The following is a 20,869-nucleotide window of genomic DNA, read 5'->3' as shown; positions in this document are numbered from 1 at the left end:
TCACTGGTATGACCACACAAGAACATGTCAGGCGGGAAATGTCCGGCGAACGGGTTTCCGACCGGGTCGAGGACGAGATATTGCGCATGATCGCCACCGGCGAGCTGGCCCCCGGCCAGCGCCTGCCGGGCGAACGTCAATTGGCCGAGAGCATGGGCGTCAGCCGTGTCTCGGTGCGCGCCGCCTTGCAGGCCTTGAAGACCCGCGGCCTGCTGGCCGCCGTCCAGGGCGGCGGCACCCGCGTCGTCCTGACCGATGAAAATCTTTCCCCTCCCTTGGCCCAGCTGGGCGAAGCCAACCTGGAAAACCTGCACGACTTGGCGGAAATCCGCCGTGTCCTGGAAAGCTGGGCCGCCGGACGCGCCGCCGCCAATGCCACGCCCGAGCAATTGAACGAATTGGAGGCCATCCTCCGGGACATGGAGCGCAATTCCCGCCGGGGCCAGCACAAGGCCGAGGACGACGTGCGCTTCCACCTGGCCATCGCCCGGGCCACGGGCAGCGCCGTCTACATGCATATCGTCGGCGTCATCCGCGATGCCCTGGCACGCATGCTCGACTATCATCGCTACGAACTCTTTCCCTCACCGGCCGACGACCGCATGACGCTGGACCAGCACCGCGCCATCCTGGCCGCGATCCGCGACCGCGCGCCGGTGGCCGCCACCGCCGCCATGGACCGCCACCTGGACTGGGTCTGCGCCCATTACGCCGAACGCCGCGCCCGGCGCGCCGCTGCGCCCGAGTCACCGGCATCATGACAGCCGCCCGCTCCTTCGAGGGAGACCGGGTAAAGATCGCAAGCCTGCCCCCCGCCGCCAGCCCCGACCTTCCCCCGCCGCCCCTGGGCAAGCGGGCCGGGCTCCTGCTGGACGGCCGCGGCGCTTGCACCGATCTCAATGACTTACGACCTATTCTCCTAGACGAATAGGTGTGCTGAGATAACTTTTGGTACAGACTCCCAATCGAGAAGGGTCACGTCCGCATGAGGAACCGCGCCGCCAAAATCATTGCCACCTTGGGACCGGCCAGTGCCACCCCTCAGGTCATCGAAGCGCTTTACACTGCCGGGGCCGATGTCTTTCGGCTCAATTTCAGCCACGGCAGCCATGACGACCACCGCGAGCGCATCGAGATCATCCGTACACTGGAAAAGAAGGCCGGGCGCCCCATCGGCATCCTGGCCGACTTGCAGGGACCGAAGCTGCGCGTGGGGAAATTCACCGAGGGCCGCGTCCGCCTGAATGCCGGCCAGTCCTTTCGCCTGGACCTATCCGAGGAATTGGGCGACCACCAGCGGGCTCCCCTGCTCCATCCGGAAATCTTCGCCGCCATCGGCGCCGGCACCGAATTGCTGCTCGATGACGGCCGCATCCGGCTGCGCGTCGAACATCACGGCCTGGATTTCGCCGAGACCGTGGTCATCACCGGCGGCGAATTGTCCAACAACAAGGGCCTGAACATCCCCAATGTGGTGCTGCCCATCTCGCCCCTGACCGAGAAGGACCGCCGCGACCTGGACTTCGCCCTCGACATGGGGGTGGATTGGGTGGCCCTGTCCTTCGTCCAGCGCCCGGATGACGTGGCCGAGGCCCGCAAGCTGGTGGGCGGCCGGGCCATGGTCCTGTCCAAGCTGGAAAAGCCCTCGGCCATCGACTTCCTGGAAGAGATCGTGGACCTCTCCGACGCCGTGATGGTGGCGCGCGGCGACCTGGGCGTCGAGGTGCCGCCGGAGAATGTGCCGATCCTGCAGAAGCGCATCGTGCGCGCCTGCCGCCGCGCCGGAAAGCCGGTGGTGGTGGCGACCCAGATGCTGGAATCCATGGTCCATGCCGCCGCGCCGACCCGCGCCGAGGCCTCGGACGTTGCCACCGCCATCTATGACGGCGCCGATGCGGTGATGCTGTCGGCCGAAACGGCGGCGGGGGAATATCCCATCGATGCCGTCACCATCATGGACCGGATCATCGACCGCGTGGAAAAGGACGACCTCTACCACGCCACCATGGATGCCGCGCGCGGCGAACCGGAAAGCACCACCCGCGACGCCATCAGCGCCGCCGCCCGCCAGGTCGCCCATACCCTGTCGGCGGCGGCCATCGTCACCTTCACCTCGTCCGGCTCGACCACCTTGCGCGCCGCCCGCGAACGGCCCGACGTGCGCATGCTCAGCCTGACCTCGGACCTGAAGGTGGCGCGTCAGCTCTCGCTGGTCTGGGGCGCCCATTCCTCGGTGACGCAAGAGGTCAACAGCTTCGCCCAGATGGTCGCCTGCGCGGTGCTGAAGGCCCAGACCGAAGGCTTCGCCAAGCCGGGCGAACGCATCGTCATCACCGCCGGCGTCCCCTTCGGCACACCCGGCACGACCAACATCCTGCGCGTCGCCTGGATCGAGGAATAAGCACAAAAGCCGGGACGGCAATGCCGTCCCGGCTTTGCTTTTGAAGCAGCTTCCTTCGGCGTCCCGTCAGTGGGGACGATTGCCGCTCGAAGAGTTGCCCCCTTCCTTCTTGCCGCTCTTGCCGGCTTCGGTGCCCTTGCCTTCGGTCATAGTGTCCTTGGCCGCCTCGGCGGCATGTTCGACGGCGCTTTCGGCATGTTTCATCAAGCCTTCGGCCTCGTCGGTCAAGGTTTCACCGGCGGCGGCCACCGCTTCCTTGGCCCGGCCCACCATATCCTGGCTGCTGCCGCGCGCGTTGCGCATCATCTCGTCGCGCTTGCGGCCCAGGATCTGGTCTTCCCGATAGGTGCGCGGCAAGGCCGCCGCGACCGCCGCCCCGGCGAGCAGGGCCAGCGCGCCCATGGCCAGCGGATATTCACGGAAGGCCTGGGAGGAACGTTCCATGTAATTGGAGGACGAGCCGCGCATGCTGCCGCGCCATTCCGACAGGCGGCGGCGGGCATTCTCGCCGAAATGGCTGACGCGGCCACGCATGTCCTCGGCATAGTGACGGGCCTCGTCGGCGTAATGCGAGGCATGATGCCGCATCTTCTCGCCGTATTGCCCGCCGCGTTCCCCCATCTCTTCCCCATAATGCTGCGACTCGCGGCCCTGGCCGTAACGCTCGCCCGAACCGCTGTAATGCTCGCTCATCCCGCTGGACGAGGGCGCATCCCAGGGCTCGGCATAATCCTGGAAGCCCGAGGCGGAGGGACGGCTGTAACCGTAATCCGAGCCGCCGCCCTGCCCGCCATATTGGGTGCTCCGGCGGCCATAGGCGCCGTAGCCGGATTGCTGGCTATAGCGGCCTTGCGCCCCGGTGGAGCCCCGCTCGATCCTGCTTTCGTCGCTGCCGCCCGAACGCTTCATGGCCGAGTAGATCAGCCAGCCGGCACCAACGCCCAGCAAGGCCAGCGGGATAGAATTGTCCCGAACCGTCTCGGCGGCCCGGCCGTGCATCATATCGGAGTTGCGCATGTTTTCGCGGGCCTCGTCGATATAATGGCGGGCTCTTTCCTGATAGTCCTGCATCTTCTCGTTCATGGAATCCATCCCTTCTTTCTGTGCTGAACGTTGGAGGGTCCCGCTCTCAGCGCAATTGCTGCTTCGCCCAACTGGTGGTGTCGCGCATCGTGGTGATCGTGCGTTTGGGCACCAGCTTGCGTGCCCGCAGATTCGACAGCCCAACCGCGAGGACGATGCCGCCGATCGCCAGGACGGCCAGCCCGACCACCAGCGCCGCCACCCACCAAGGCATGAACAGGGCAAGGCCCAGCACCGCCGCGGCGACCAGCACCTGGATCCCGATGAAGGCGATCAGCCCGCCCGCCACCAAGCCGATCAAGCCTGAACTGGCCCGGGAGAGCGTCTCGGACATCTCGGCCTTGGCCAAATCCACTTCCTTGCGGAACAGGGTCGTCGTCTCGCGCGTCAGGTCCGAGAAGAGCGCGCCCAGCGACCGCTCGTCTCTCACGCCGTTGGGCATCAGATTTCTCCGCTCATCCGGGTCTCTTCCTCCCGGTTCCCGGAAGAGGAGAAATCGCCGCTATAGTCATAGGGCTCGGATTCGCCGTAGGCGTAGTTATTGTCGTAGCTGCTGTTGCCGCTGCTGCGCAGGAAACGGCCGAGCAGGAAGCCGGCGACCATGGCACCGCCGATGAACAAGGCAGGCTGGCGCCGGGCGAGGGCTTCCACATCCTCGGCCAGTTCACGCCACTCCTTCTCACGCAGGGTCTCCGCCACGCGCTCGATCTGATCGGCGGCCAGATCGGCGTAATGGGCGGTCATGTCCTGCTTTTCCTTTTCCAGGTCGCGCGCGGCCTCGTGCAGGGCATGGGCCACCTGGCCCAGGCGCGAGGCCGCAATTTTCTTCTGGTCGTCGGCCATGCCCCGGACCCGGCCTATGGCTTGGTCGAACGCACGCCCGCCGCCTTCGCGCAGGATATCGCTGGTCGAGTCCAGAGCTTCCGACGCCCTGCTCTTCTGGCCCGAGCTATCGCGTACACCCATTTGCACCCTCCATCGCGTTGTCGCCTTATGTTGCGGAATCAGCGGGGGCGCCCTATCGGCGCCATCTCAACAGGAAAACAGTCGCGCAGGAGGAAGGTTCCGCTATCCGCCCGTGAGGCTCTTTTGGAGTGCTTGCATTTCCTTGCGGCTTGCCGATGATGCGGGCCTCCCTCCGCTCGAACCCTTCCGGACCCCGACATGCGCCTGCCCAGCCCCAGCCATCCCATCGGCATCTTCGATTCCGGCGTCGGCGGCTTGACGGTCCTGCGCGCCCTGCGCCGCCGCCTGCCCCATGAAGACCTGATCTATCTGGGCGACACCGCCCGCCTGCCCTATGGCACCAAGAGCCCCGAAACCGTCAGAAACTACGCCGTCCAGGCGGCAAGGCTGCTGGTCGAGCGGAACGTCAAGATGCTGGTCGTGGCCTGCAACACCGCCTCGGCCCATGCGCTGGAAGCCTTGCGAGCGGAATTCCCCCATCTGCCGGTCATCGGCGTGGTCGAACCGGGGGCATCGGCGGCCTGCGCGGCCTCGCTCAGCGGGCGCATCCTGGTCATCGCCACCGAAAGCACCGTCCAGGCCGGCGCCTATGACCAGGCCATCCGCCGCCTGCGCCCCGATGCCCGCGTCGCATCCCGTCCCTGCCCGCTCTTCGTCTCTCTGGCCGAGGAAGGACTGACCGAAGGCGAGATCGCCGAAGCGGTGGCGCGCCATTATCTCGACCCGCTGCTCGCGCCGGACCGTCCCGACCGCCCCGATTGCCTAGTCCTCGGCTGCACTCATTTCCCGGCCATGGCGACGACCCTGGCGAAAGTTGCCGGTCCCGGCATCATCCTAGTCGATTCCGCCAGCACCACCGCAGAAAGCGTCGCCGCCGCCCTGTCCACCCACGATCTGGCGGGAACGCATGAGCGGCCGGGCCGCCTGCGCTATCTCGCCACCGACGCACCCGGCCGCTTCGCCCGCGTCGCCGCCACCTTCCTGCCTTGGAGCTTGGACAGCGAAGCCATCGAACTGGTCGATCTGCGGTAGGGAAAAGGCTAGAGCAGCCTCAGGGCCGCGCCCGAAGGCATGGCGATCTGTTCGAGGCGGCATTGCTGGGGCAGCTTGTCCGGCCGCCAGCGGACGACATGGGCGCCGTTGCGGAAACGCGTGCCCGAAACATGGCCGTAGCCGACCTCCACCACCACTTCGGGCCGCACCGGCAGCCAGTCGCCGGACTGGGCGGCGGAGACGGGGCTGGCCTGGAGCAAGGGCACCAGCAGCGGCGTCAACTGGCGGCGCTGGGTTTCCTCGATGGCGGCGGTGAAGCCGACATGGCGCAGCCGTTCCTGGGAATCATAGAGGCCCAGCCGCAGGGCCCCGACCTCCCGCCCGTTCTGGTCCCAGCGGAAGCCGTCGATGACGCAATCGGCGGTGCGGATGCGCTTGTATTTCTCCATGCCGGTCCGCTCGCCCGGCAGATAGGGCAGGTCTAGGCGCTTGGCGACGATGCCGTCCAGGCTGCCCGCCGTCTCGTCGAACCAGCGCTGTGCATCGCCCGGATCGGTGGTGGAAGGCGACAGGCAGATGCCTTCGCAGGTCAGATAGCGCCGCGCGAAATCCACCAGCCGCAGATGGCGCTCGGCCAAGGGCAGGTCCACCAGCGACATGCCCTCGCTATCAACCAGCATGTCGAAGACGATCAGCAATGCCGGGTGGTCGCGAGAAAGCTGCGAGATGGGCCGCGCCCCAGGATGCAGCCGCTGCTGCAGATGCTCGAAGGACACCCCTTCCCCTTCCGGCACCACGATCTCGCCGTCCAGCACGAAACGCTTGGCCTCCAGCGACAGCAAGGCTTCGGCGATTTCCGGGAAGTTGGCGGCCAGGGGACGATGAGCCTTCGAGCGCATATCGATCCGGTCGCCGTCCCGGAAGCACAGGCAGCGAAAACCATCCCATTTCGGCTCATACAGCCATCCCTCGCCCTCGGGCACCGCGTCTACCAGCCGCGCCTCCATGGGGGCGAGAGACGAATCGAGCGGTAAAGCCACTCCCGTTCCTCCCACTTTTCGAGGCTTAACACATGGCGGAGGCATTGCGTTCCTGTCTTAGAAAAATGCGTTGCAACAATGGACTAAGTAGGGCGCCCGAACATCAAATGGGAGCAGCCCCGCAAGCCTAGAACGGGCTAGAGGCAGGATCAAAGGGACAAAAGTGGTGACAGGACGGAGCAGCGCCCCTCCCGGTTCGGCCTGCCCACCTCAAATCTCTGACATGAACCAAGAGTTACGCAGAGAGGAGGAAGCGCAGATGAAACGCGCCGTCATCCGGGGACGTGCCCAGGCCGGCCAGCCCTTCAGAAGGATGGCCGCAGCGGCCATCCTGACCGCCTTGATCGCGCTCCCTGCCGCATTGCCGGCCCATGCCGGATATCGTGAGGGACTCTCCGCCTTCAACCGCGCCGATTACGGCCAGGCCTATTCGGAATTCAGCACGGCCGCCGCCCAGGGCGACCCGGAATCGCAGTTCATGCTGGGCCGCCTCTACGCCTTGGGAACGGGTACCGAGCAGGACCTGGTCCGCGCCTATGCCTGGTATCACCTGGCCGCCCAGAACGGCCTGCGGGATGCCGTCCTGGTGCGCGACGAACTGGGCGAGGCCCTGCCCGAGGGCGAACGTTCCCGTGCCGAGGAAATGGCCCGGCAGCTGACCCGGCAGTTGGCCGAAGCGCAAGGGCGGCAGCAACCGGCGGCGGAAGCCCCGGCCAGCCGCCCGCCGACGCCGGAAGAAGTCCAGACGGTTCAGCGCACGCTCGGCGCCCTGGGTTACGAGGCCGGTCCCATCGACGGGCGGGTCGGCGCACAGACCCGCCAGGCGGTGCTCGCCTATGAACGCGACATGGGCCTGCCGCCCTCGGGCAGGGTCACCCCCGAACTGACCTCGCAACTGCACCAGGTGGCGGGCGGTCCGTCCGCTGGCGGGAGTGATGACGCCCCGCAGCAGGCCTCCGCGCCCCAACAGTTCGAGGGGCCGGAAGATTATCTGCGGCGTACCGGCCAGTTGCCCCAGGTGGTGCGCGAGGTACAGCGCCACTTGCGCGACGCGGATTATCCGGTGGGGCCGGTGGATGGACTGGTCGGTCCGCAGACCCGCCAGGCGGTGCGCCAATACCAGCGCGACCGGGGCCTGAGCGTGGACGGCCAGATCTCGCAGGGGCTGCTTGCCGACCTGCAGCAATCCAGCCAGCCGCAGCCCCAGGTCCAGTTGACCCCGCAGGAGCAATTCCTCCAGCAGGGCGGTCGCCTGCAGGCCTATGTCGCCAGCATCCAGGCGGAATTGCGGATGCGCGGCTTCCTCAGCGGCAATCCCGACGGCCGCATGGACCTGCGCACGCGCGAAGCCATCCGGGACTACGAGGCCACCGCCGGCCTGCCGGTCACCGGCCAGGCCAGCGAGGATCTGCTCAACCATATGCGCTTCGCCCAGCCACCGGTCATGGCGCCGCAACGGGCCGGATTGCAGCGCTAGCGGGCGGGAAAGGGAGATCAGCTCGGCTGCGACACCTCCTTGGCGACCTCGCCGGCGAGCCCCAGATCGCCGGTGCGCGTCGAGACGTCGCCCATGGACAGGATGCCGACCAACCGCTTGTCGCGGTTGATCACCGGCAGGCGACGCACCTGTTCGCGCTCCATCACCGCGGCGGCCTCTTCGACCTCCTGGTCGTCATAGCAATAGATGATGTCGGGCGACATCACCTCCTTGACCGGGGTGTCGTCGGCATTGCGCCCTTCGGCCACGGCGCGGATGGTGATGTCCCGGTCGGTAACCATGCCGACCAGCCGGTCATGGGCGCCCACCGGCAAGGCCCCGATATCCAACTCGCGCATTTTCCGGGCGACATCGCGCAAGGACAGATCTGGCGGAATGACGACGATGTTGGGGGTCATGATCTGATGGACCTGCATGGCGAGCTTCCTCCTTCGGGGCGTCCTCATCCGGTTTATGCGGAGGCAATGGAAGACGGACGCTTCGTCGAACAGGTGGGCAAGGCGGACCTCTTGGGCAATCCGCCGCCCAGGGGAGAGGCCCCTCCTCCTTCGGGAGAGGTTTTGATCCGCCACCAGAGAGGCACCATCTGTGGTCTAGAACCATGCCATATGATCTGAAATCTCCACCCCGTTCCGCCCTGCCGGTCGCCGTCCCGGGGTTGAACTGCCGCTGTCGTACCTGGGCCGACCGCGTGGCCTTCCTGGTCGATGGCGCCGCCTATTTCGCCGCCTTGCGCCATACGCTGGAGCGCGCGCGCCATTCGGTGGTCATCATCGGCTGGGAGATCGACAGCCGCACCCGGCTGGACCGCTCGACCGAGGCCGACGGCACGGAGATCGGCCTGCTGCTCGACAGCCTGGTGCGCAATCGCCCGGGGCTGGACTGCCGCATGCTGATCTGGGATTCGCCGCTGCTCTATTCGCTGGACCGGGAATTCCTGCCCGAGATCAAGCTGGACTGGCTGACCCATCCCCATCTGCGCTTCCGCCTGGACAGCGACCATCCCCTGGTCGCCTCGCATCACCAGAAACTGGTGGTGGTGGACGACAAGGTGGCCTTCTGCGGCGGCATCGACATCACGGCCCGGCGCTGGGATTGTCCCGAGCACCGACCCGACGATCGCCGGCGTTCCGATCCCGGCCATCCCAATTATCCGCCCTTCCACGACCTGATGATGATGGTCGAAGGCCCCGTCGCCGCCGAACTGGGAAAGATCGCCCGGCAGCGCTGGCAGCGCGCCAGCGGCGAGACTCCGCCGCCCGTCCCGGCCGATTGCCCCAGCCCCTGGCCGGACGAGAAGGTGGCCGCCGACCTGCGGGCGGTTCAGGTCGCCATCGCCCTCACCTCGCCGGCCTGGGACGGCAACGAGGAAATCCGCGATGTCGAGGCGCTGTATCTGGACATGATCAAGGCGGCGCGGCGTTTCATCTATATCGAGAACCAGTATTTCGTCTCGCGCAAGATCGGCAAGGCCATCGCCCGGCGGCTGTGGGAGGACGATCCGCCGGAAGTGGTGATCGTCACGCCGCGACGCCAGGAAAACCTAGTGGAACAGACGGCCATGGGGCTGGAACGCATCCGCCTGTGCCAGCGCCTGAAGCGCCTCGACCGTCATGACCGGCTGCGCGTCCTGTGGCCGGAAGTGGCCGGCCGGGCGCTGCATGTGCATTCCAAGCTGATGATCGTGGACAATGCCATGGTGCGCATCGGCTCGGCCAATCTCAACAACCGTTCCATGGGCGTGGACACGGAATGCGACCTGATGATCGAATCCTGCGGCGATGGCCGCATCGAAAAAAGCGTAGCCGGATTGCTGCACCGCCTGCTCGGCGAGCATCTGGGCGCAAGCCCCCAGGAGGTCGCCCAGGCCATCGAACGGAAGGGCGGGCTGCGGGGCGCCATCGGTGCGCTGGGGCATGAAGAACGGCGGCTGGTGCCCCTGGAGAACACGCCGCCGCCCTCGGCGGTGGATCTCGGTGCGGCAAGCCTGCTGGTCGATCCTGAACGGCCCATGGAAGAGATCCTGCTCGACAGCGAAGAAAATCCCGTTCCACCGGTCTCGCGCCGTCTCGGCATCCTGGCGGTCATCATCGCCATCTCGGCGGTAATGGCGGCCTTCTGGAGCCTCAGTCCCGGCGAATTCCTGCCCCAGGTCGCCCCGTTCATCGATACCCTGCGCGTCCTAGACGGCTCGCTGCTGGCCCTGCCCCTGGTGGTGCTGAGCTTCGTCCTGGGCGGCTTCATCGCCTTTCCGGTCACGCTGATGGTGCCGCTGGCGGGCATGCTGTTCGGCCCCTGGGTGGGGCTTGCCGGTTCCCTGCTCGGCGCCCTGGCAAGCGCCAGCCTCAGCTACTGGCTGGGCTGCCGCTTCGGCCGCGAGACGCTGGCCCGGGTGGTCGGGCCGCGGGTCAAAGGCATCGGGCGCAACCTCGCCCGTCACGGCATCCTGGCGGTGGCGCTGCTGCGCATGGTGCCCATCGCCCCCTTCACCGTCTTCAATCTGGTGGCCGGGGCCTCCCATCTGCGATTTCGGGATTTTGTTCTGGGCAGCGCGCTGGGTATGCTGCCGGGCATGATAGGATTGAGTGTCTTCGGTGACCGCCTCGCGGCGGCCTTGCAGGAACCGAGCTGGGACAATCTGGGGCTTTTGGCCGTCGTGGTGGCCGCCTTGTTCGGCGCCGGGTGGTGGATCGGCCATCATTTGAGTCGGCGGCGGCGGCGCCAGGAGCAGATAGAGGCATGACGGAAGCGGCAAGCGCGCCCCACCTTTCCTTCGGCAGCTACAACATCCATCGCTGCTGGGGCACCGACCGCAAATACCGTCCCGAGCGTGTCGCGGAGGTTCTTCGCGCTTTGGATTGCGACGTGGTGGGGCTGCAAGAAGTCGACACCCATCTGACCGTAGACGGTTATTCCCAACTAGACTTCTTGGCAGAAAGCCTAGGCATGAGGGCAGTGTCGAGCCCCAACCTCCACGATCATCGCGGAAGCATGGGCAATGCCCTTCTCACCCGCCTGCCCATCCGGAAGATTCGGCGAGGCGACCTAAGCGTGCGCAATTTCGAGCCCCGGGGCCTGCTGGATGTCGAGCTGGATGCGGGCAACCGCACCGTGCGCGTCATCGTCACGCATCTCGGCCTGCGGGCGGCGGAACGGCGTCTCCAGGTACGCCGCCTGATCCATCACGTGGAAGAGCAAGGAGAGGCCATGCCCATGGTAATCCTTGGAGATTTCAACGAATGGCGGCCCACGGGCGGGGCCTTGCGCAGCCTCAACCGGCGCTTCGGCCGGGCCCTGGCGCCCCGCACCTTTCCGTCACGCTTTCCGATGCTGCCGCTGGACCGCATGTGGATCTGGCCGGCCCATGGCCTACTTCGTTTGAGTGCCTATTCCACACCTTTATCGCGACTCGCTTCGGATCATCTTCCGATCCGCGCCGATGTCCGTTGGAGCCATATACCCGAGAAAAATACTCTATAACTGCCGTAGTAAGGCCCCCGCGCGAACGGGTAAGACCTTTCGGGCTCTCTCTCCAGCGATTGATTTGCAGCCGAAAGATACCAAATGACGCCGAGGAAGACGGGAAACCTTGATTGATAGGACGCATCGAAGCTCCCCCCGGCTTGGTATAGCGGAAGAGCAGTCCTTTCGAACTTGGTATACCTTCAGCGTTAGAGTCCAAAAGATGGATTAAATTATCGCTGCATTCCACGGTATATCCGTCTGGCGGCACGAGCGAATACGAGGCAAGTCCTGTGGTAGTCCTGATAGCCGATGACCATGCGTTGTTCCGTTACGGAATCAAGCTGGCTCTAGAAAGTCTTTACAACGACGTCACCATCATCCAGGCGAGCGGCGCGGACGAAGCCCGTAAGCTAGCCCATGAGACGGAGGGTCTTGACCTTATCCTGCTTGACCTGCAGATGCCCGGCCTGAACGGTATCAGCGAGTTGAAGCAGTATATCGATACCCTGCCTGACGTGCCGGTTGTCATTGTTTCCGGGTCACGGCAGCGTTCCACCATTCGTGCGGCCATCGATGCCGGCGCACGTGGCTTCATCCTCAAATCCTCCAACGGCGAGATCCTGAAGCATGTCCTGCCGCTGGTCCTGTCCGGGGAGCTCTACATCCCGGCCCAGGCCGTCGCGGCCGAGGAACTGGAAGCGGAATACGAAGGTTCGCCACTGGAAGAAAGCAGCGATTTCAATCCCGACTTCAAGTCACTCACCCCGCGTGAAACGCAGGTGCTGAAACTTCTGACACTGGGCTATTCCAACAAGGAGATCGCCCGCTCACTGGGCATGCTGGAAGGCACGGTGAAGGTGCATGTGAAATCCATCATGAAGAAGCTGGGGGTCAACAACCGCACCCAGGCGGCCATCGCCGCCAACCGCAGCTTCTTCCGCCAGAACAGCACCACTCCGGCCTGATCCCGTTATCCCAGGGAACATAAAAAAAGGCCGGCACTCCCAAGTGCCGGCCATTTTCCTTTTCACCATCCTGCAAGGGACGGTCAGCCCACCTCTTCCTCGGCCACGTCCTCGCCCCAGGCCTCGACCAGACGGCGCTGTTCGTTGCGCAGCACCGTCACGCGGCGTTGCGCCCGCAAGGCCAGCAGGGCCCCCACCACCGGCGGCATGGCCCTGTAGAGCAGCCAGCCGATGGCGGCCGAGCCGTACATGACGATCAGCGGAAAGACGTCGAACAGGATGTCGAGGGCCGCCGACATGCTGTGTCCCGAGAACCACAGGCCGAACAGGAAGGGCGCGACGCCCGACAGGTTCAACCCGCCCACGCACAGCCAGGCATAGCGGTTGGGACCGCGATCGACCAGGGCCGCAACCAGGGTCGGCAGCAGGCCGACGAACAGCAGCAGGATGGTCGGCAGGGAAAAGGGCACGGCCGCCGTCACGGCCAGCATCATGATCCAGCGCATTCCCCCGCCCTGCGTGCGCTGTTGCCCGCCGCGCGCCTTTGCCTGCTGCTTGGCCGCCATCTTCACCACACCTTCATGATGACCAGGATCGACATCGTGGCCAATGCGATCAGCACACTGGTCAATGCCGCCGTCTGTTGTCCAACGCGCAGGGCAAAGGCATCACGCTCTTCACCGCTGGAATCCAGTTCAGAGATCTCGGCGCTGGCGGCGGCATATTGCGCGCGGGCCTGCTGGAAACCGTATTCATCCTTCTGGCGCTCTTCGGTGTTGTCCAACAGGCGGAACAACTCGATCAGGCTGCCCTTGCGCACCAGGCGGGGAATTTCCCGCTCCAGCATGCGCCGCGTCTCGCGGCTGTGGAAGCTGGCGATGATCGGCCCTGTCAGCCCGCCGATCCAGCTGGTCAGGCCGAACAGCGTCTCGGGCCCCAGCCGCCATTGCAGCAGGGCCAGCAGGCTGAGCATGCCGACCAGCTGCCGGTCCGGCGTGTCCTCGTTGAGGACGGTCAGAGCCTTCTCCAGGTCGTACTTGAAACGGGCGACGATGAAGGCCGCCACATGGCGGTCCACCGGCAGCGTCTTGCCGTCGGCCCGCTTGGCGGCATTGTTGAGCGCCGGCAGCAGGTCGCGGATTTCCACCACGTAATCCTGGGCGATCAACGGGCTCTGGCAGGCCAGCGCCTCGTTCATCTCGTACAGGCAACGTTCCAGGCCGAAGCCGAGGCCGGGCCGGACCAATTGCTCCTTGAGGTCGCGGAAGCTGCTCTGCATCACCGAATGATCGGGATCGTAGGCCGCACGGGTCTCGAACCACAGCTTGGGGATTTCCCGCTGGATCATCTCGGTGAACAGGCGGATATCCGATGATTGCTGGCTCATCAGCACGGCAAGCGCCGAGCCGAAGCCGTCGGGCATCATCGCCAGCCCCTTGTAGCGGATCGGCGCCAGGGGATCGAGCAGGATGCAGACGCGGGCCAGCATCACGTCCAGGGCGATGCGACGGTCGCCGGGCGAACCGGCGGCATTGCGCACGGCGGCGGCGATCTGGTCGGCGCGTTCCTTGTCCTCGATGGCGCGGCGCATCCAGATTTCCAGCTTGCCCTCGAGGACCAGCGGAATGGCGTCGTCCCAGCGGCGGACGAAGGCCATCGCCAGTTCCCGCGAGGTGCTGTATTCCTTGCCGTTGAAGACGAAGGCACGCTGGGTGCGCTTCTCCAGCTTGGTCTGGAGGGGGCTGAGACGCCGCCCGCTGAGCCACAGATCCAGCGAATCCAGCTTCCAGCGTTCATGCGGATCGTCGCACAACACGCCGCGCAGAAGCTCGATCATGCTGATGGGCAGGCGCTGGTCGCCGACCAGGGCGACATAGCTGCCATAGACGATCTTCTGCTTGAGCAGTTGCTCGTCTGTCAGATGGGCGACCGGGTTGCGCCCCAGCAGCAGCAGGACCAGCGAGGCCCCCAGGGCGTAGAGATCGTCGCCGTAATTGCCGCTGCCCCGGCCGAAAGGCAGCGACATCCCCGATTCCACCGGCTCGAACAGCAGCGGCTGGTCATAGGCGGGCGGTGCAGTGACGCAATCGCCGAGCACGATACGCTCGCGGTCGGCATCCATGTAATACATGTTGGTCGGGCGGATGGCCCGATGGGTCACCGCACGGGAATTCAGTTCGCGCAAGGCGCCGATGATCGGCGTCAGCATGCGCCGAGTCACTTCGTGTTCCTCGACCCGCTTGATTTCGGCGGTGAGGCTGGTCATCACCCGGCCGCCCATGGGGCGTTCATAGACCACGGCCATGCAATTACGGCCGACCGGTGCCCAGGGCACCACGCCCCATTCCACCAGGGTCTGGAGACCGGGATTCTGCACCCCTTTCAAGGCCCGCATCACGTTGACGCGCGGCGGCAGATCGGGGCGGCAAATCAGGGCATAGAGCAGACGCGCGGAATCGCGCCGGTCTTCGACGACGAAAGCCTGCGCACTGGGTGTATCCAGATCGGGAAGCGGCGAACCGGCATGGATGTAATAGCGGTCGCGCAGAACGACCGTTCCACCAGCATTTGCGTCTTCCTGCATCGGCGCCGAAGCGAGTTCTGCCATACCCCTCGCCGTTTTCTTTGCAGCGCCTTCTGCGCCACGACTAACCTTTTAGCACTCTAACGGGCGGTGGCTTTGCTTACAAGCACCGCCACCGCCCGTTAAAGATGAAGACCACTCGCTCAATTGGCGAAAGGATCGTGGACCAGGATGGTGTCCTCGCGCTCGGGGCTGGTGGAGAGCAGCGCCACCGGGGCCTCGATCAATTCCTCGACACGGCGGATATACTTGATGGCGGTGGCCGGCAGATCGACCCAGGAACGCGCCCCGCGGGTGCTTTCCTTCCAGCCTTCCATGCTTTCATAGATCGGCTCGATGGCGGCCTGGGCGGCCATCGATGCCGGAAGATGGTCATAGACCTTGTCGCCGCAACGATAGCCGGTGCAGATCTTCAACTCGTCCATGCCGTCCAGCACGTCCAGCTTGGTCAAGGCGATGCCCTGGATGCCGCCGACCTTGACGGTCTGCCGCACCAGCACGGCGTCGAACCAGCCACAGCGGCGGGCACGGCCCGTCACGGTGCCGAATTCATGGCCGCGCTCGCCCAGGCCCCGGCCCACCTCGTCATGCAGCTCGGTCGGGAACGGCCCGGAACCGACGCGGGTGGTATAGGCCTTGGTGATGCCCAGCACATAGCCCACCTGCCCCGGACCGACGCCCGAACCGGATGCGGCCGCGCCCGAGACGGTGTTGGACGAGGTGACGAAGGGATAGGTGCCGTGATCGACGTCCAGCATGGCGCCCTGGGCACCCTCGAACAGGATGCGCTTGTTGTCGCGGCGCACCTCTTCCAGGCGCTTCCACACCACGTCGGCGAAGGGCAGGATCTTGGGCGCGATCTCCTTCAGCGAGCGCATGATCTCTTCGCCATCGGCTTCCGGCGCGCCCAGGCCGCGCAGCAGCGCGTTGTGATGGGCGAGCATGCGCTCGAGCTTCATCTCCATCACGCCCTCATCGGCGAGGTCGCAGATGCGGATGGCGCGGCGGCCCACCTTGTCCTCGTAGGCCGGGCCGATGCCGCGGCCGGTGGTGCCGATCTTGCCGGCGCCGCTGGCTTCCTCGCGGGCACGGTCCAGATGGCCGTGCAGCGGCAGGATCAGCGCCGCGTTCTCGGCAATCTTCAGCGTCTCGGGGGTGATGTCCACGCCCTTTTCGCGGATCGACTCGATCTCCTTGAGCAGCGCCCAGGGGTCGATGACCACGCCATTGCCGATGATCGACAGCTTGCCGCGCACCACGCCCGAAGGCAGCAGGCTCAGCTTGTAGGTGACGCCGTTGATGACCAGGGTATGGCCGGCATTATGGCCGCCCTGGAAGCGCACCACCACGTCGGCCCTTTCGGAGAGCCAATCGACGACCTTGCCCTTGCCTTCGTCGCCCCACTGGGAGCCCACTACCGCAACATTCGCCATCTTTTCCCGGACTCCAGCCTATTCCGTCTCAATCACCCGATCGGCCATCACCAGATGGCCGCAATTCAGCCGCCGCGCCTCGGCGCGCGGATCGGCCACCTCTTCCAGCCCGGCCACCGTCACCCAGCCTTCGCCGCGCAGGCGGGCCGAAACCTCGCGCGCGGTACCGAAAGGCAGGAAGACGCGGCGCTCGGCCGCCGGCGCGGGCAGAACCGCCTGCACCGTATCCATGAACAGCGTCACCCCGGTGGCGGGTTCGTCGCCATCGGCGAGATAGCGCCCGCCTCGCCCCAGTTCGGCGATGGCCCGGCGCGAGAAAATCGTGAAGGACACGCCCGAATGATATTCATAGCCCCGGTTCTCCACCGGGTCGACCGTCAGGGCGAGGCCGGGGGCGTGGCTGCGCACCAGTTCGACCACCACGGCCAGCCGGTCGCGCTCATGCGCCGCCGCGCGCGGCAGGGACATGCTGCGCAGGGCGGCCAGCGCCTGATCGGCGGGCCCCGCCGCCTGCAGCAGGTCGCAGAAGCTTTTCGCCGCCGCCGCGGGCAGGATCGCGGCCACCAGGGCGGCATCCTTGTGATCCAGCGCCCCGCGCAGGCGACCGATCGTCGCCTCGTCCAGGTCGAGGTCGGCGCACAGCGCCGGAACCAGCGTCGGCAGGGTCAGGTCCACCGAGACGTCGCTCAGGCCCAACTCCGCCAGGGCCTCGGCGGCCAGTACCACCACCTCGGCATCGGCGGCGGGCGAGTCGGAGCCGATCAGTTCGAGCCCGGCCTGGCCGAACTGGCGCTCGGGACGCAGCTGGCTGCCCTTGACCCGCAGCACCTGCCCGGCATAGCTGAGGCGCAGGGGGCGCGGCGCATTGCCCAGGCGGGTGGTGGCGATGCGCGCCACCTGCAAGGTCATGTCGGCGCGCACGCCCATCATGCGCTGCGACACCGGGTCCATGATGCGGAAGGTCTGCCCGGCCATGCCGGCGCCGACGCCGGTCAGCAGGCTTTCCTCGAATTCGATGAGCGGCGGCTTGACGCGCTCGTAGCCCTGGGCGGCAAAGTAGCCCATCAGACGCTGGACGATCTCGGCCTCGAAAGCGGCGTCCGGCGGCAGGATGTCGCGCAGCCCGGCGGGCAGGAGGGCCCTGTTGGCGTAATCGTTCATTGCGGCGTTTTCGTCATGCCCTTGCTTGGCGCGCCTCAAGGCAGGTTGCCTCGGACGGGCCGAATCACCCCGAGCCGGGAAACCGACACAGGGCATCCGCCGATTTAGCGCTTTTGACGCTGAACGGCAAACGGAAAAGCCATCTGCCGTTCAGCTTCGGCCGTCACGCGCCCTGGCGTGCCAGCAATTCTTCCAGATGCTGCATCACCTGGGCCGATGCCCTGTCGACCTCGTGCAGGCAGGCCAGAGCGCCTTCCAGATTGCCCTGGGACAGAAGGCGGGCGGCCTGGACACCCTTGGCATGGAGCTCGCGATGGGGCGCCTCCAGCGCCTGCCAGGCGGGATGGCTGCTCAGCCCGGCATCCTTGGCCTCTTCATACCATTTGCCCAGCTGGCAGGAATGATGGTCGGCCAGTTCCTCCGCGCTGAGTTGGACACGGCCCGCCATCATCTGGGCCAGACGCTTGCGCCAGACCATGTGATCGGACTTCGCCACATGCAGCGGGAAGTCGCGGATCTCCAGCTTGCCGAGTGCGGCCAGGGCTTCGGTGACGACCGCCTCGCCCTTGTCCATGCCGTCCATCAGCCCGCCGATGCCCTCGACGCTTTCGCCCGACATGCGGGCAATGACGGCGATGCCTTCCGACACTTCGGCCGTGGCCTGCGCCTGCTGGCCCAGGATGCCGGAAATCTCCTCGATCTTGGCCGAGACGTTGTGGATCTGCTCGGTCACGTCGCGCATACCTTGGCCGGTGGCGGCGATGACCTCCTGGCCCGATTGCACCGCCTCGGCGCCTTCCTGCATGGAATCGACGATGGCCGACATCTCCGCCCGCAGGTTCTCGATGCGGTTGCGGATGTCCACCGTGGCCTTGGCCGTCTGGTTGGCGAGGTTCTTGACCTCGGACGCCACCACGGCGAAGCCCTTGCCCGCCTCGCCGGCACGGGCCGCTTCGATGGTGGCGTTCAGCGCCAGCAGGTTGGTCTGCTTGGCGATGGCCTCAATCTGGTTGACGATGCCGCCGATCTGCGCCGAGGCCTCGGCCAGGCCGTCCACCTTGGCGGCGGCATCCTCGACCGCCCGGGCGATGCTTTCCATCGTCCGCACGGCGGCATCGGCGGCATTCTGTCCCTCGGCGGCCGCTTCGCGCGCATTCTGCGCATCCTGGGCGGCGGCATCGGCATTGCGCGAAATCTCGCCCACCGAAGCCACCATCTCCTCGGCCGCGGCGGCGATGGACTGGCTGCGCCCATCCATCTCGCGCACATGGCGCATCATGGCGGCGGCGGACGTCACCGCTTCATTGTTGATGGCCGAGATGTCGACGCCGAAGCTCAGCGTCTCCCGTGCGCGGCCTTCCAGCACCTGGGCAAGCTCGTGCAGCTTGCGCGTCAGCAGGCAGCTCCCTTCCGGCACCGACAGATAGCGGCCCGCCAGCAGGTGGTCGATGGCCTCCGCCAAAGCCTGATCACGTTCGGTGAACACCGGATCCATATTCATGCTGCCATCCCTTTAAAAATTCACACACTGCCAGTGATAGCAAATAGCCTTTTTCCCGGTAAGGGATTTTGACCAGACGAAAGAACGGCGGGGCTTGGCCCCGCCTCTCCAAGAGGCGAGCCTCCGGGAATTCCTGAAATTTCAAGAAGAGAAAGGGCCCAAGGGCCTTGCGGCCCTTGGCGGGTCGAAAACAGAACCTAGAACCGCAGCGCCTTGGCCTGGAGAACGTTGGGAATGGCCCGCACCTTCTCCAGCAGGCTATCGGAAATGGGCTGGTCCACCTGGATCAGGGCGATGGCATCGCCGCCGGCGGCGTTGCGGCCCAGATGGAAGGTGGCGATATTGATGCCCTCGGCCCCCAGGGTGCTGCCCAGATTGCCGATGAAGCCCGGCTTGTCGGTATTGCTGACATAAAGCATGTAGGGGCCGAGTTCGGCCTCGATGGGAATGTCCTTGATCTCGACGATGCGGGGCTTGTCGCCGCCGAACAGGGTTCCGGCGACGCTGCGCTTGCGGACATCCGTGGTCACCGTCAGGCGGATCAGGGTCTGGTAGTCGCTGACCTGCTCGTTGGTGCTTTCGGTGATGTCTATGTCACGCTCGCGGGCAACCAGCGGCGCGTTGACCATGTTGACGTTTTCCAGCAGCGGGCTGAGCAGCCCTTGCAGCAGGATCGCCGTCAGCGGCTTGGTGTTGAGTTCCGCCACATGGCCCTGGAAGTCGATGCGCACCGACTTCAGCGCATGTTCGGTCAACTGCCCGGCGAAGCTGCCCAATTGCTTGGCGAGGCTCATATAGGGCCGCAGCTTGGGCGCATCCTCGGCCGAGACGGAGGGCATGTTCAGGGCATTGGTGACGGCGCCGGTCAACAGGTAGTCCACCATCTGCTCGGCGATCTGCAAGGCGACATTCTCCTGTGCCTCGCTGGTCGAGGCGCCGAGATGCGGGGTACAGACCACCTGTTCCATGCCGAACAGCGGATTGCCGACGGGCGGTTCATTCTTGAAGACGTCCAGCGCCACCCCGGCGACATGGCCGCTTTCGATGGCCGCCTTCAGGTCGGCCTCGACCACCAGACCGCCACGGGCGCAATTGATGATGCGCACGCCCTTCTTCATCTTGGCGATGGACTTGGCGTTGATCAGGTCGCGGGTCGCGTCGGTCAGCGGCGTGTGCAGGGTGATGAAGTCGGCGCGGGCGAACAATTCGTCCAGGTCCACCTTCTCCACCCCCAGGTCGGCAGCACGCTCGAAGGACAGGAAGGGGTCATAGGCCACCACCCGCATCTTCAGCCCCAAGGCCCGGTCGCAGACGATGGCGCCGATATTGCCGCAGCCCACCACGCCCAGGGTCTTGCCGGTCAGTTCGGTTCCCAGGAAGCGGTTCTTTTCCCATTGGCCCGCATGGGTCAGGGCGTTGGCCTGCGGAATCTGGCGGGCCAGCGAGAACATCAGGGCGATGGCGTGTTCGGCGGTGGTGATGGAATTGCCGAAAGGCGTGTTCATCACCACGACGCCGCGCTGGGTGGCGGCGGCCAAATCGATGTTGTCGACACCGATGCCGGCCCGGCCCACCACCTTCAGCTTGGTCGCAGCCGCCAGGATATCGGCGCTGACCTTGGTGGCCGAGCGGATGGCAAGGCCGTCGTAATCAGCGATGATCGCCTTCAGTTCCTCGGGACGCAGGCCCGTCCTGACATCGGCCTCGATGCCGCGATCCAGGAAGATCTGGACGGCGGCGGGGCTGAGCTTGTCGCTAATGAGAACCTTAGGCATGGCG

Annotated in this window: 18 protein-coding genes; 7 read left to right on the top strand and 11 right to left on the bottom strand. The window is 65.8% G+C overall.

The genetic code is table 11. The annotated features are described in order from the left end of the window. Positions 1-8 precede the first annotated feature (8 nt). Together EPD66_RS12350 and pyk are read left to right on the top strand one after the other, a co-directional pair. Positions 9-761, top strand: a complete 753-nt coding sequence (locus tag EPD66_RS12350) for a FadR/GntR family transcriptional regulator (protein ID WP_142848814.1) — start codon at positions 9-11, stop codon at positions 759-761. Positions 762-985: 224 nt separating this feature from the next. Then, positions 986-2,401 (top strand): pyruvate kinase, encoded by a 1,416-nt coding sequence (gene pyk / locus EPD66_RS12345; protein ID WP_142848813.1) that lies wholly within the window; start codon positions 986-988, stop codon positions 2,399-2,401. 66 nt (positions 2,402-2,467) lie between these two features. On the opposite strand, the gene EPD66_RS12340 is transcribed toward pyk, so the two are convergent. The 3 genes from EPD66_RS12340 to EPD66_RS12330 are packed head-to-tail and all read right to left on the bottom strand — an operon-like array spanning position 2,468 to position 4,450. Next, positions 2,468-3,484, bottom strand: coding sequence for a hypothetical protein (locus EPD66_RS12340; RefSeq protein ID WP_142848812.1), 1,017 nt, complete (start codon positions 3,482-3,484; stop codon positions 2,468-2,470). Between the two features lie 46 nt (positions 3,485-3,530). Then, positions 3,531-3,926 carry a phage holin family protein gene (locus EPD66_RS12335; RefSeq protein ID WP_142848811.1) on the bottom strand — a complete coding sequence of 132 codons (396 nt, stop codon included), beginning with the start codon at positions 3,924-3,926 and terminating at the stop codon, positions 3,531-3,533. Continuing rightward, entirely contained in the window at positions 3,926-4,450 is a 525-nt protein-coding gene (locus EPD66_RS12330) for a hypothetical protein (protein WP_142848810.1), read from the bottom strand. Before EPD66_RS12330 ends, EPD66_RS12335 begins: the two co-directional genes overlap by 1 nt. A gap of 198 nt (positions 4,451-4,648) precedes the next feature. Between EPD66_RS12330 and murI the strand changes: the two genes are divergently transcribed. Beyond that, positions 4,649-5,482 (top strand): glutamate racemase, encoded by an 834-nt coding sequence (gene murI / locus EPD66_RS12325; RefSeq protein WP_142848809.1) that lies wholly within the window; start codon positions 4,649-4,651, stop codon positions 5,480-5,482. Positions 5,483-5,490: 8 nt separating this feature from the next. Here murI and EPD66_RS12320 read toward each other — a convergent pair whose 3' ends face one another. Further along, on the bottom strand, positions 5,491-6,483 hold the full coding sequence (locus EPD66_RS12320) for an ATP-dependent DNA ligase (RefSeq protein ID WP_221930968.1): 993 nt from the start codon (positions 6,481-6,483) through the stop codon (positions 5,491-5,493). 259 nt (positions 6,484-6,742) lie between these two features. Here EPD66_RS12320 and EPD66_RS12315 point away from each other — a divergent pair, with 259 nt between their 5' ends. After that, positions 6,743-7,960, top strand: a complete 1,218-nt coding sequence (locus EPD66_RS12315) for a peptidoglycan-binding protein (protein ID WP_185961390.1) — start codon at positions 6,743-6,745, stop codon at positions 7,958-7,960. Between the two features lie 17 nt (positions 7,961-7,977). Here the strand turns inward: EPD66_RS12315 and EPD66_RS12310 are convergent, their stop codons facing one another. Further along, positions 7,978-8,397: a CBS domain-containing protein gene (locus EPD66_RS12310; protein ID WP_142848806.1), complete on the bottom strand. Its 420-nt coding sequence runs from the start codon at positions 8,395-8,397 to the stop codon at positions 7,978-7,980. Between the two features lie 185 nt (positions 8,398-8,582). On the opposite strand from EPD66_RS12310, the gene EPD66_RS12305 reads away from it, so the two are divergent. The 3 genes from EPD66_RS12305 (at position 8,583) to EPD66_RS12295 (ending at position 12,411) form a co-directional block, all read left to right on the top strand. After that, entirely contained in the window at positions 8,583-10,724 is a 2,142-nt protein-coding gene (locus tag EPD66_RS12305; protein ID WP_142848805.1) for a VTT domain-containing protein, read from the top strand. Further along, positions 10,721-11,461: an endonuclease/exonuclease/phosphatase family protein gene (locus EPD66_RS12300; RefSeq protein WP_142848804.1), complete on the top strand. Its 741-nt coding sequence runs from the start codon at positions 10,721-10,723 to the stop codon at positions 11,459-11,461. The genes EPD66_RS12305 and EPD66_RS12300 overlap by 4 nt, the downstream gene beginning before the upstream one ends. 275 nt (positions 11,462-11,736) lie before the next feature. After that, positions 11,737-12,411, top strand: coding sequence for a response regulator transcription factor (locus tag EPD66_RS12295; protein WP_142848803.1), 675 nt, complete (start codon positions 11,737-11,739; stop codon positions 12,409-12,411). 83 nt (positions 12,412-12,494) lie between these two features. Here EPD66_RS12295 and EPD66_RS12290 read toward each other — a convergent pair whose 3' ends face one another. The 6 genes from EPD66_RS12290 to serA all read right to left on the bottom strand — a co-directional run bounded on the left by EPD66_RS12290 (position 12,495) and on the right by serA (position 20,865). After that, positions 12,495-12,977, bottom strand: coding sequence for an acyl-CoA synthetase (locus tag EPD66_RS12290; RefSeq protein WP_142848802.1), 483 nt, complete (start codon positions 12,975-12,977; stop codon positions 12,495-12,497). Positions 12,978-12,979: 2 nt separating this feature from the next. After that, on the bottom strand, positions 12,980-15,019 hold the full coding sequence (locus EPD66_RS12285; RefSeq protein ID WP_142848801.1) for a hypothetical protein: 2,040 nt from the start codon (positions 15,017-15,019) through the stop codon (positions 12,980-12,982). Positions 15,020-15,138: 119 nt separating this feature from the next. Continuing rightward, entirely contained in the window at positions 15,139-16,428 is a 1,290-nt protein-coding gene (locus EPD66_RS12280) for an adenylosuccinate synthase (protein ID WP_142848800.1), read from the bottom strand. 18 nt (positions 16,429-16,446) lie between these two features. Beyond that, positions 16,447-17,589 carry an ATP phosphoribosyltransferase regulatory subunit gene (locus EPD66_RS12275; protein WP_142848799.1) on the bottom strand — a complete coding sequence of 381 codons (1,143 nt, stop codon included), beginning with the start codon at positions 17,587-17,589 and terminating at the stop codon, positions 16,447-16,449. 163 nt (positions 17,590-17,752) lie between these two features. After that, entirely contained in the window at positions 17,753-19,090 is a 1,338-nt protein-coding gene (locus tag EPD66_RS12270) for a methyl-accepting chemotaxis protein (RefSeq protein ID WP_142848798.1), read from the bottom strand. Positions 19,091-19,287: 197 nt separating this feature from the next. Continuing rightward, entirely contained in the window at positions 19,288-20,865 is a 1,578-nt protein-coding gene (gene serA, locus EPD66_RS12265) for a phosphoglycerate dehydrogenase (RefSeq protein ID WP_142848797.1), read from the bottom strand. Positions 20,866-20,869: the final 4 nt, after the last annotated feature.

Source organism: Telmatospirillum sp. J64-1 (assembly GCF_006980715.1).
Taxonomy (GTDB): Bacteria; Pseudomonadota; Alphaproteobacteria; order Rhodospirillales; family Magnetospirillaceae; genus Oleiliquidispirillum; species Oleiliquidispirillum nitrogeniifigens.
The sequence above is the reverse complement of the archived record's forward strand: the minus strand, read 5'-3'. Positions and strand labels throughout refer to the sequence as shown.

What these genes read in the sequence shown, in the direction of transcription:
- EPD66_RS12350 (WP_142848814.1), top strand. Translation starts at nt 9, where the DNA reads ATGACCACACAAGAACATGTCAGGCGGGAAATGTCCGGCGAACGGGTT.
- pyk (WP_142848813.1), top strand. Translation starts at nt 986, where the DNA reads ATGAGGAACCGCGCCGCCAAAATCATTGCCACCTTGGGACCGGCCAGT.
- EPD66_RS12340 (WP_142848812.1), bottom strand. Translation starts at nt 3,484, where the DNA reads ATGAACGAGAAGATGCAGGACTATCAGGAAAGAGCCCGCCATTATATC.
- EPD66_RS12335 (WP_142848811.1), bottom strand. Translation starts at nt 3,926, where the DNA reads ATGCCCAACGGCGTGAGAGACGAGCGGTCGCTGGGCGCGCTCTTCTCG.
- EPD66_RS12330 (WP_142848810.1), bottom strand. Translation starts at nt 4,450, where the DNA reads ATGGGTGTACGCGATAGCTCGGGCCAGAAGAGCAGGGCGTCGGAAGCT.
- murI (WP_142848809.1), top strand. Translation starts at nt 4,649, where the DNA reads ATGCGCCTGCCCAGCCCCAGCCATCCCATCGGCATCTTCGATTCCGGC.
- EPD66_RS12315 (WP_185961390.1), top strand. Translation starts at nt 6,743, where the DNA reads ATGAAACGCGCCGTCATCCGGGGACGTGCCCAGGCCGGCCAGCCCTTC.
- EPD66_RS12310 (WP_142848806.1), bottom strand. Translation starts at nt 8,397, where the DNA reads ATGCAGGTCCATCAGATCATGACCCCCAACATCGTCGTCATTCCGCCA.
- EPD66_RS12305 (WP_142848805.1), top strand. Translation starts at nt 8,583, where the DNA reads ATGCCATATGATCTGAAATCTCCACCCCGTTCCGCCCTGCCGGTCGCC.
- EPD66_RS12300 (WP_142848804.1), top strand. Translation starts at nt 10,721, where the DNA reads ATGACGGAAGCGGCAAGCGCGCCCCACCTTTCCTTCGGCAGCTACAAC.
- EPD66_RS12290 (WP_142848802.1), bottom strand. Translation starts at nt 12,977, where the DNA reads ATGGCGGCCAAGCAGCAGGCAAAGGCGCGCGGCGGGCAACAGCGCACG.
- EPD66_RS12285 (WP_142848801.1), bottom strand. Translation starts at nt 15,019, where the DNA reads ATGGCAGAACTCGCTTCGGCGCCGATGCAGGAAGACGCAAATGCTGGT.
- EPD66_RS12280 (WP_142848800.1), bottom strand. Translation starts at nt 16,428, where the DNA reads ATGGCGAATGTTGCGGTAGTGGGCTCCCAGTGGGGCGACGAAGGCAAG.
- EPD66_RS12275 (WP_142848799.1), bottom strand. Translation starts at nt 17,589, where the DNA reads ATGAACGATTACGCCAACAGGGCCCTCCTGCCCGCCGGGCTGCGCGAC.
- EPD66_RS12270 (WP_142848798.1), bottom strand. Translation starts at nt 19,090, where the DNA reads ATGAATATGGATCCGGTGTTCACCGAACGTGATCAGGCTTTGGCGGAG.
- serA (WP_142848797.1), bottom strand. Translation starts at nt 20,865, where the DNA reads ATGCCTAAGGTTCTCATTAGCGACAAGCTCAGCCCCGCCGCCGTCCAG.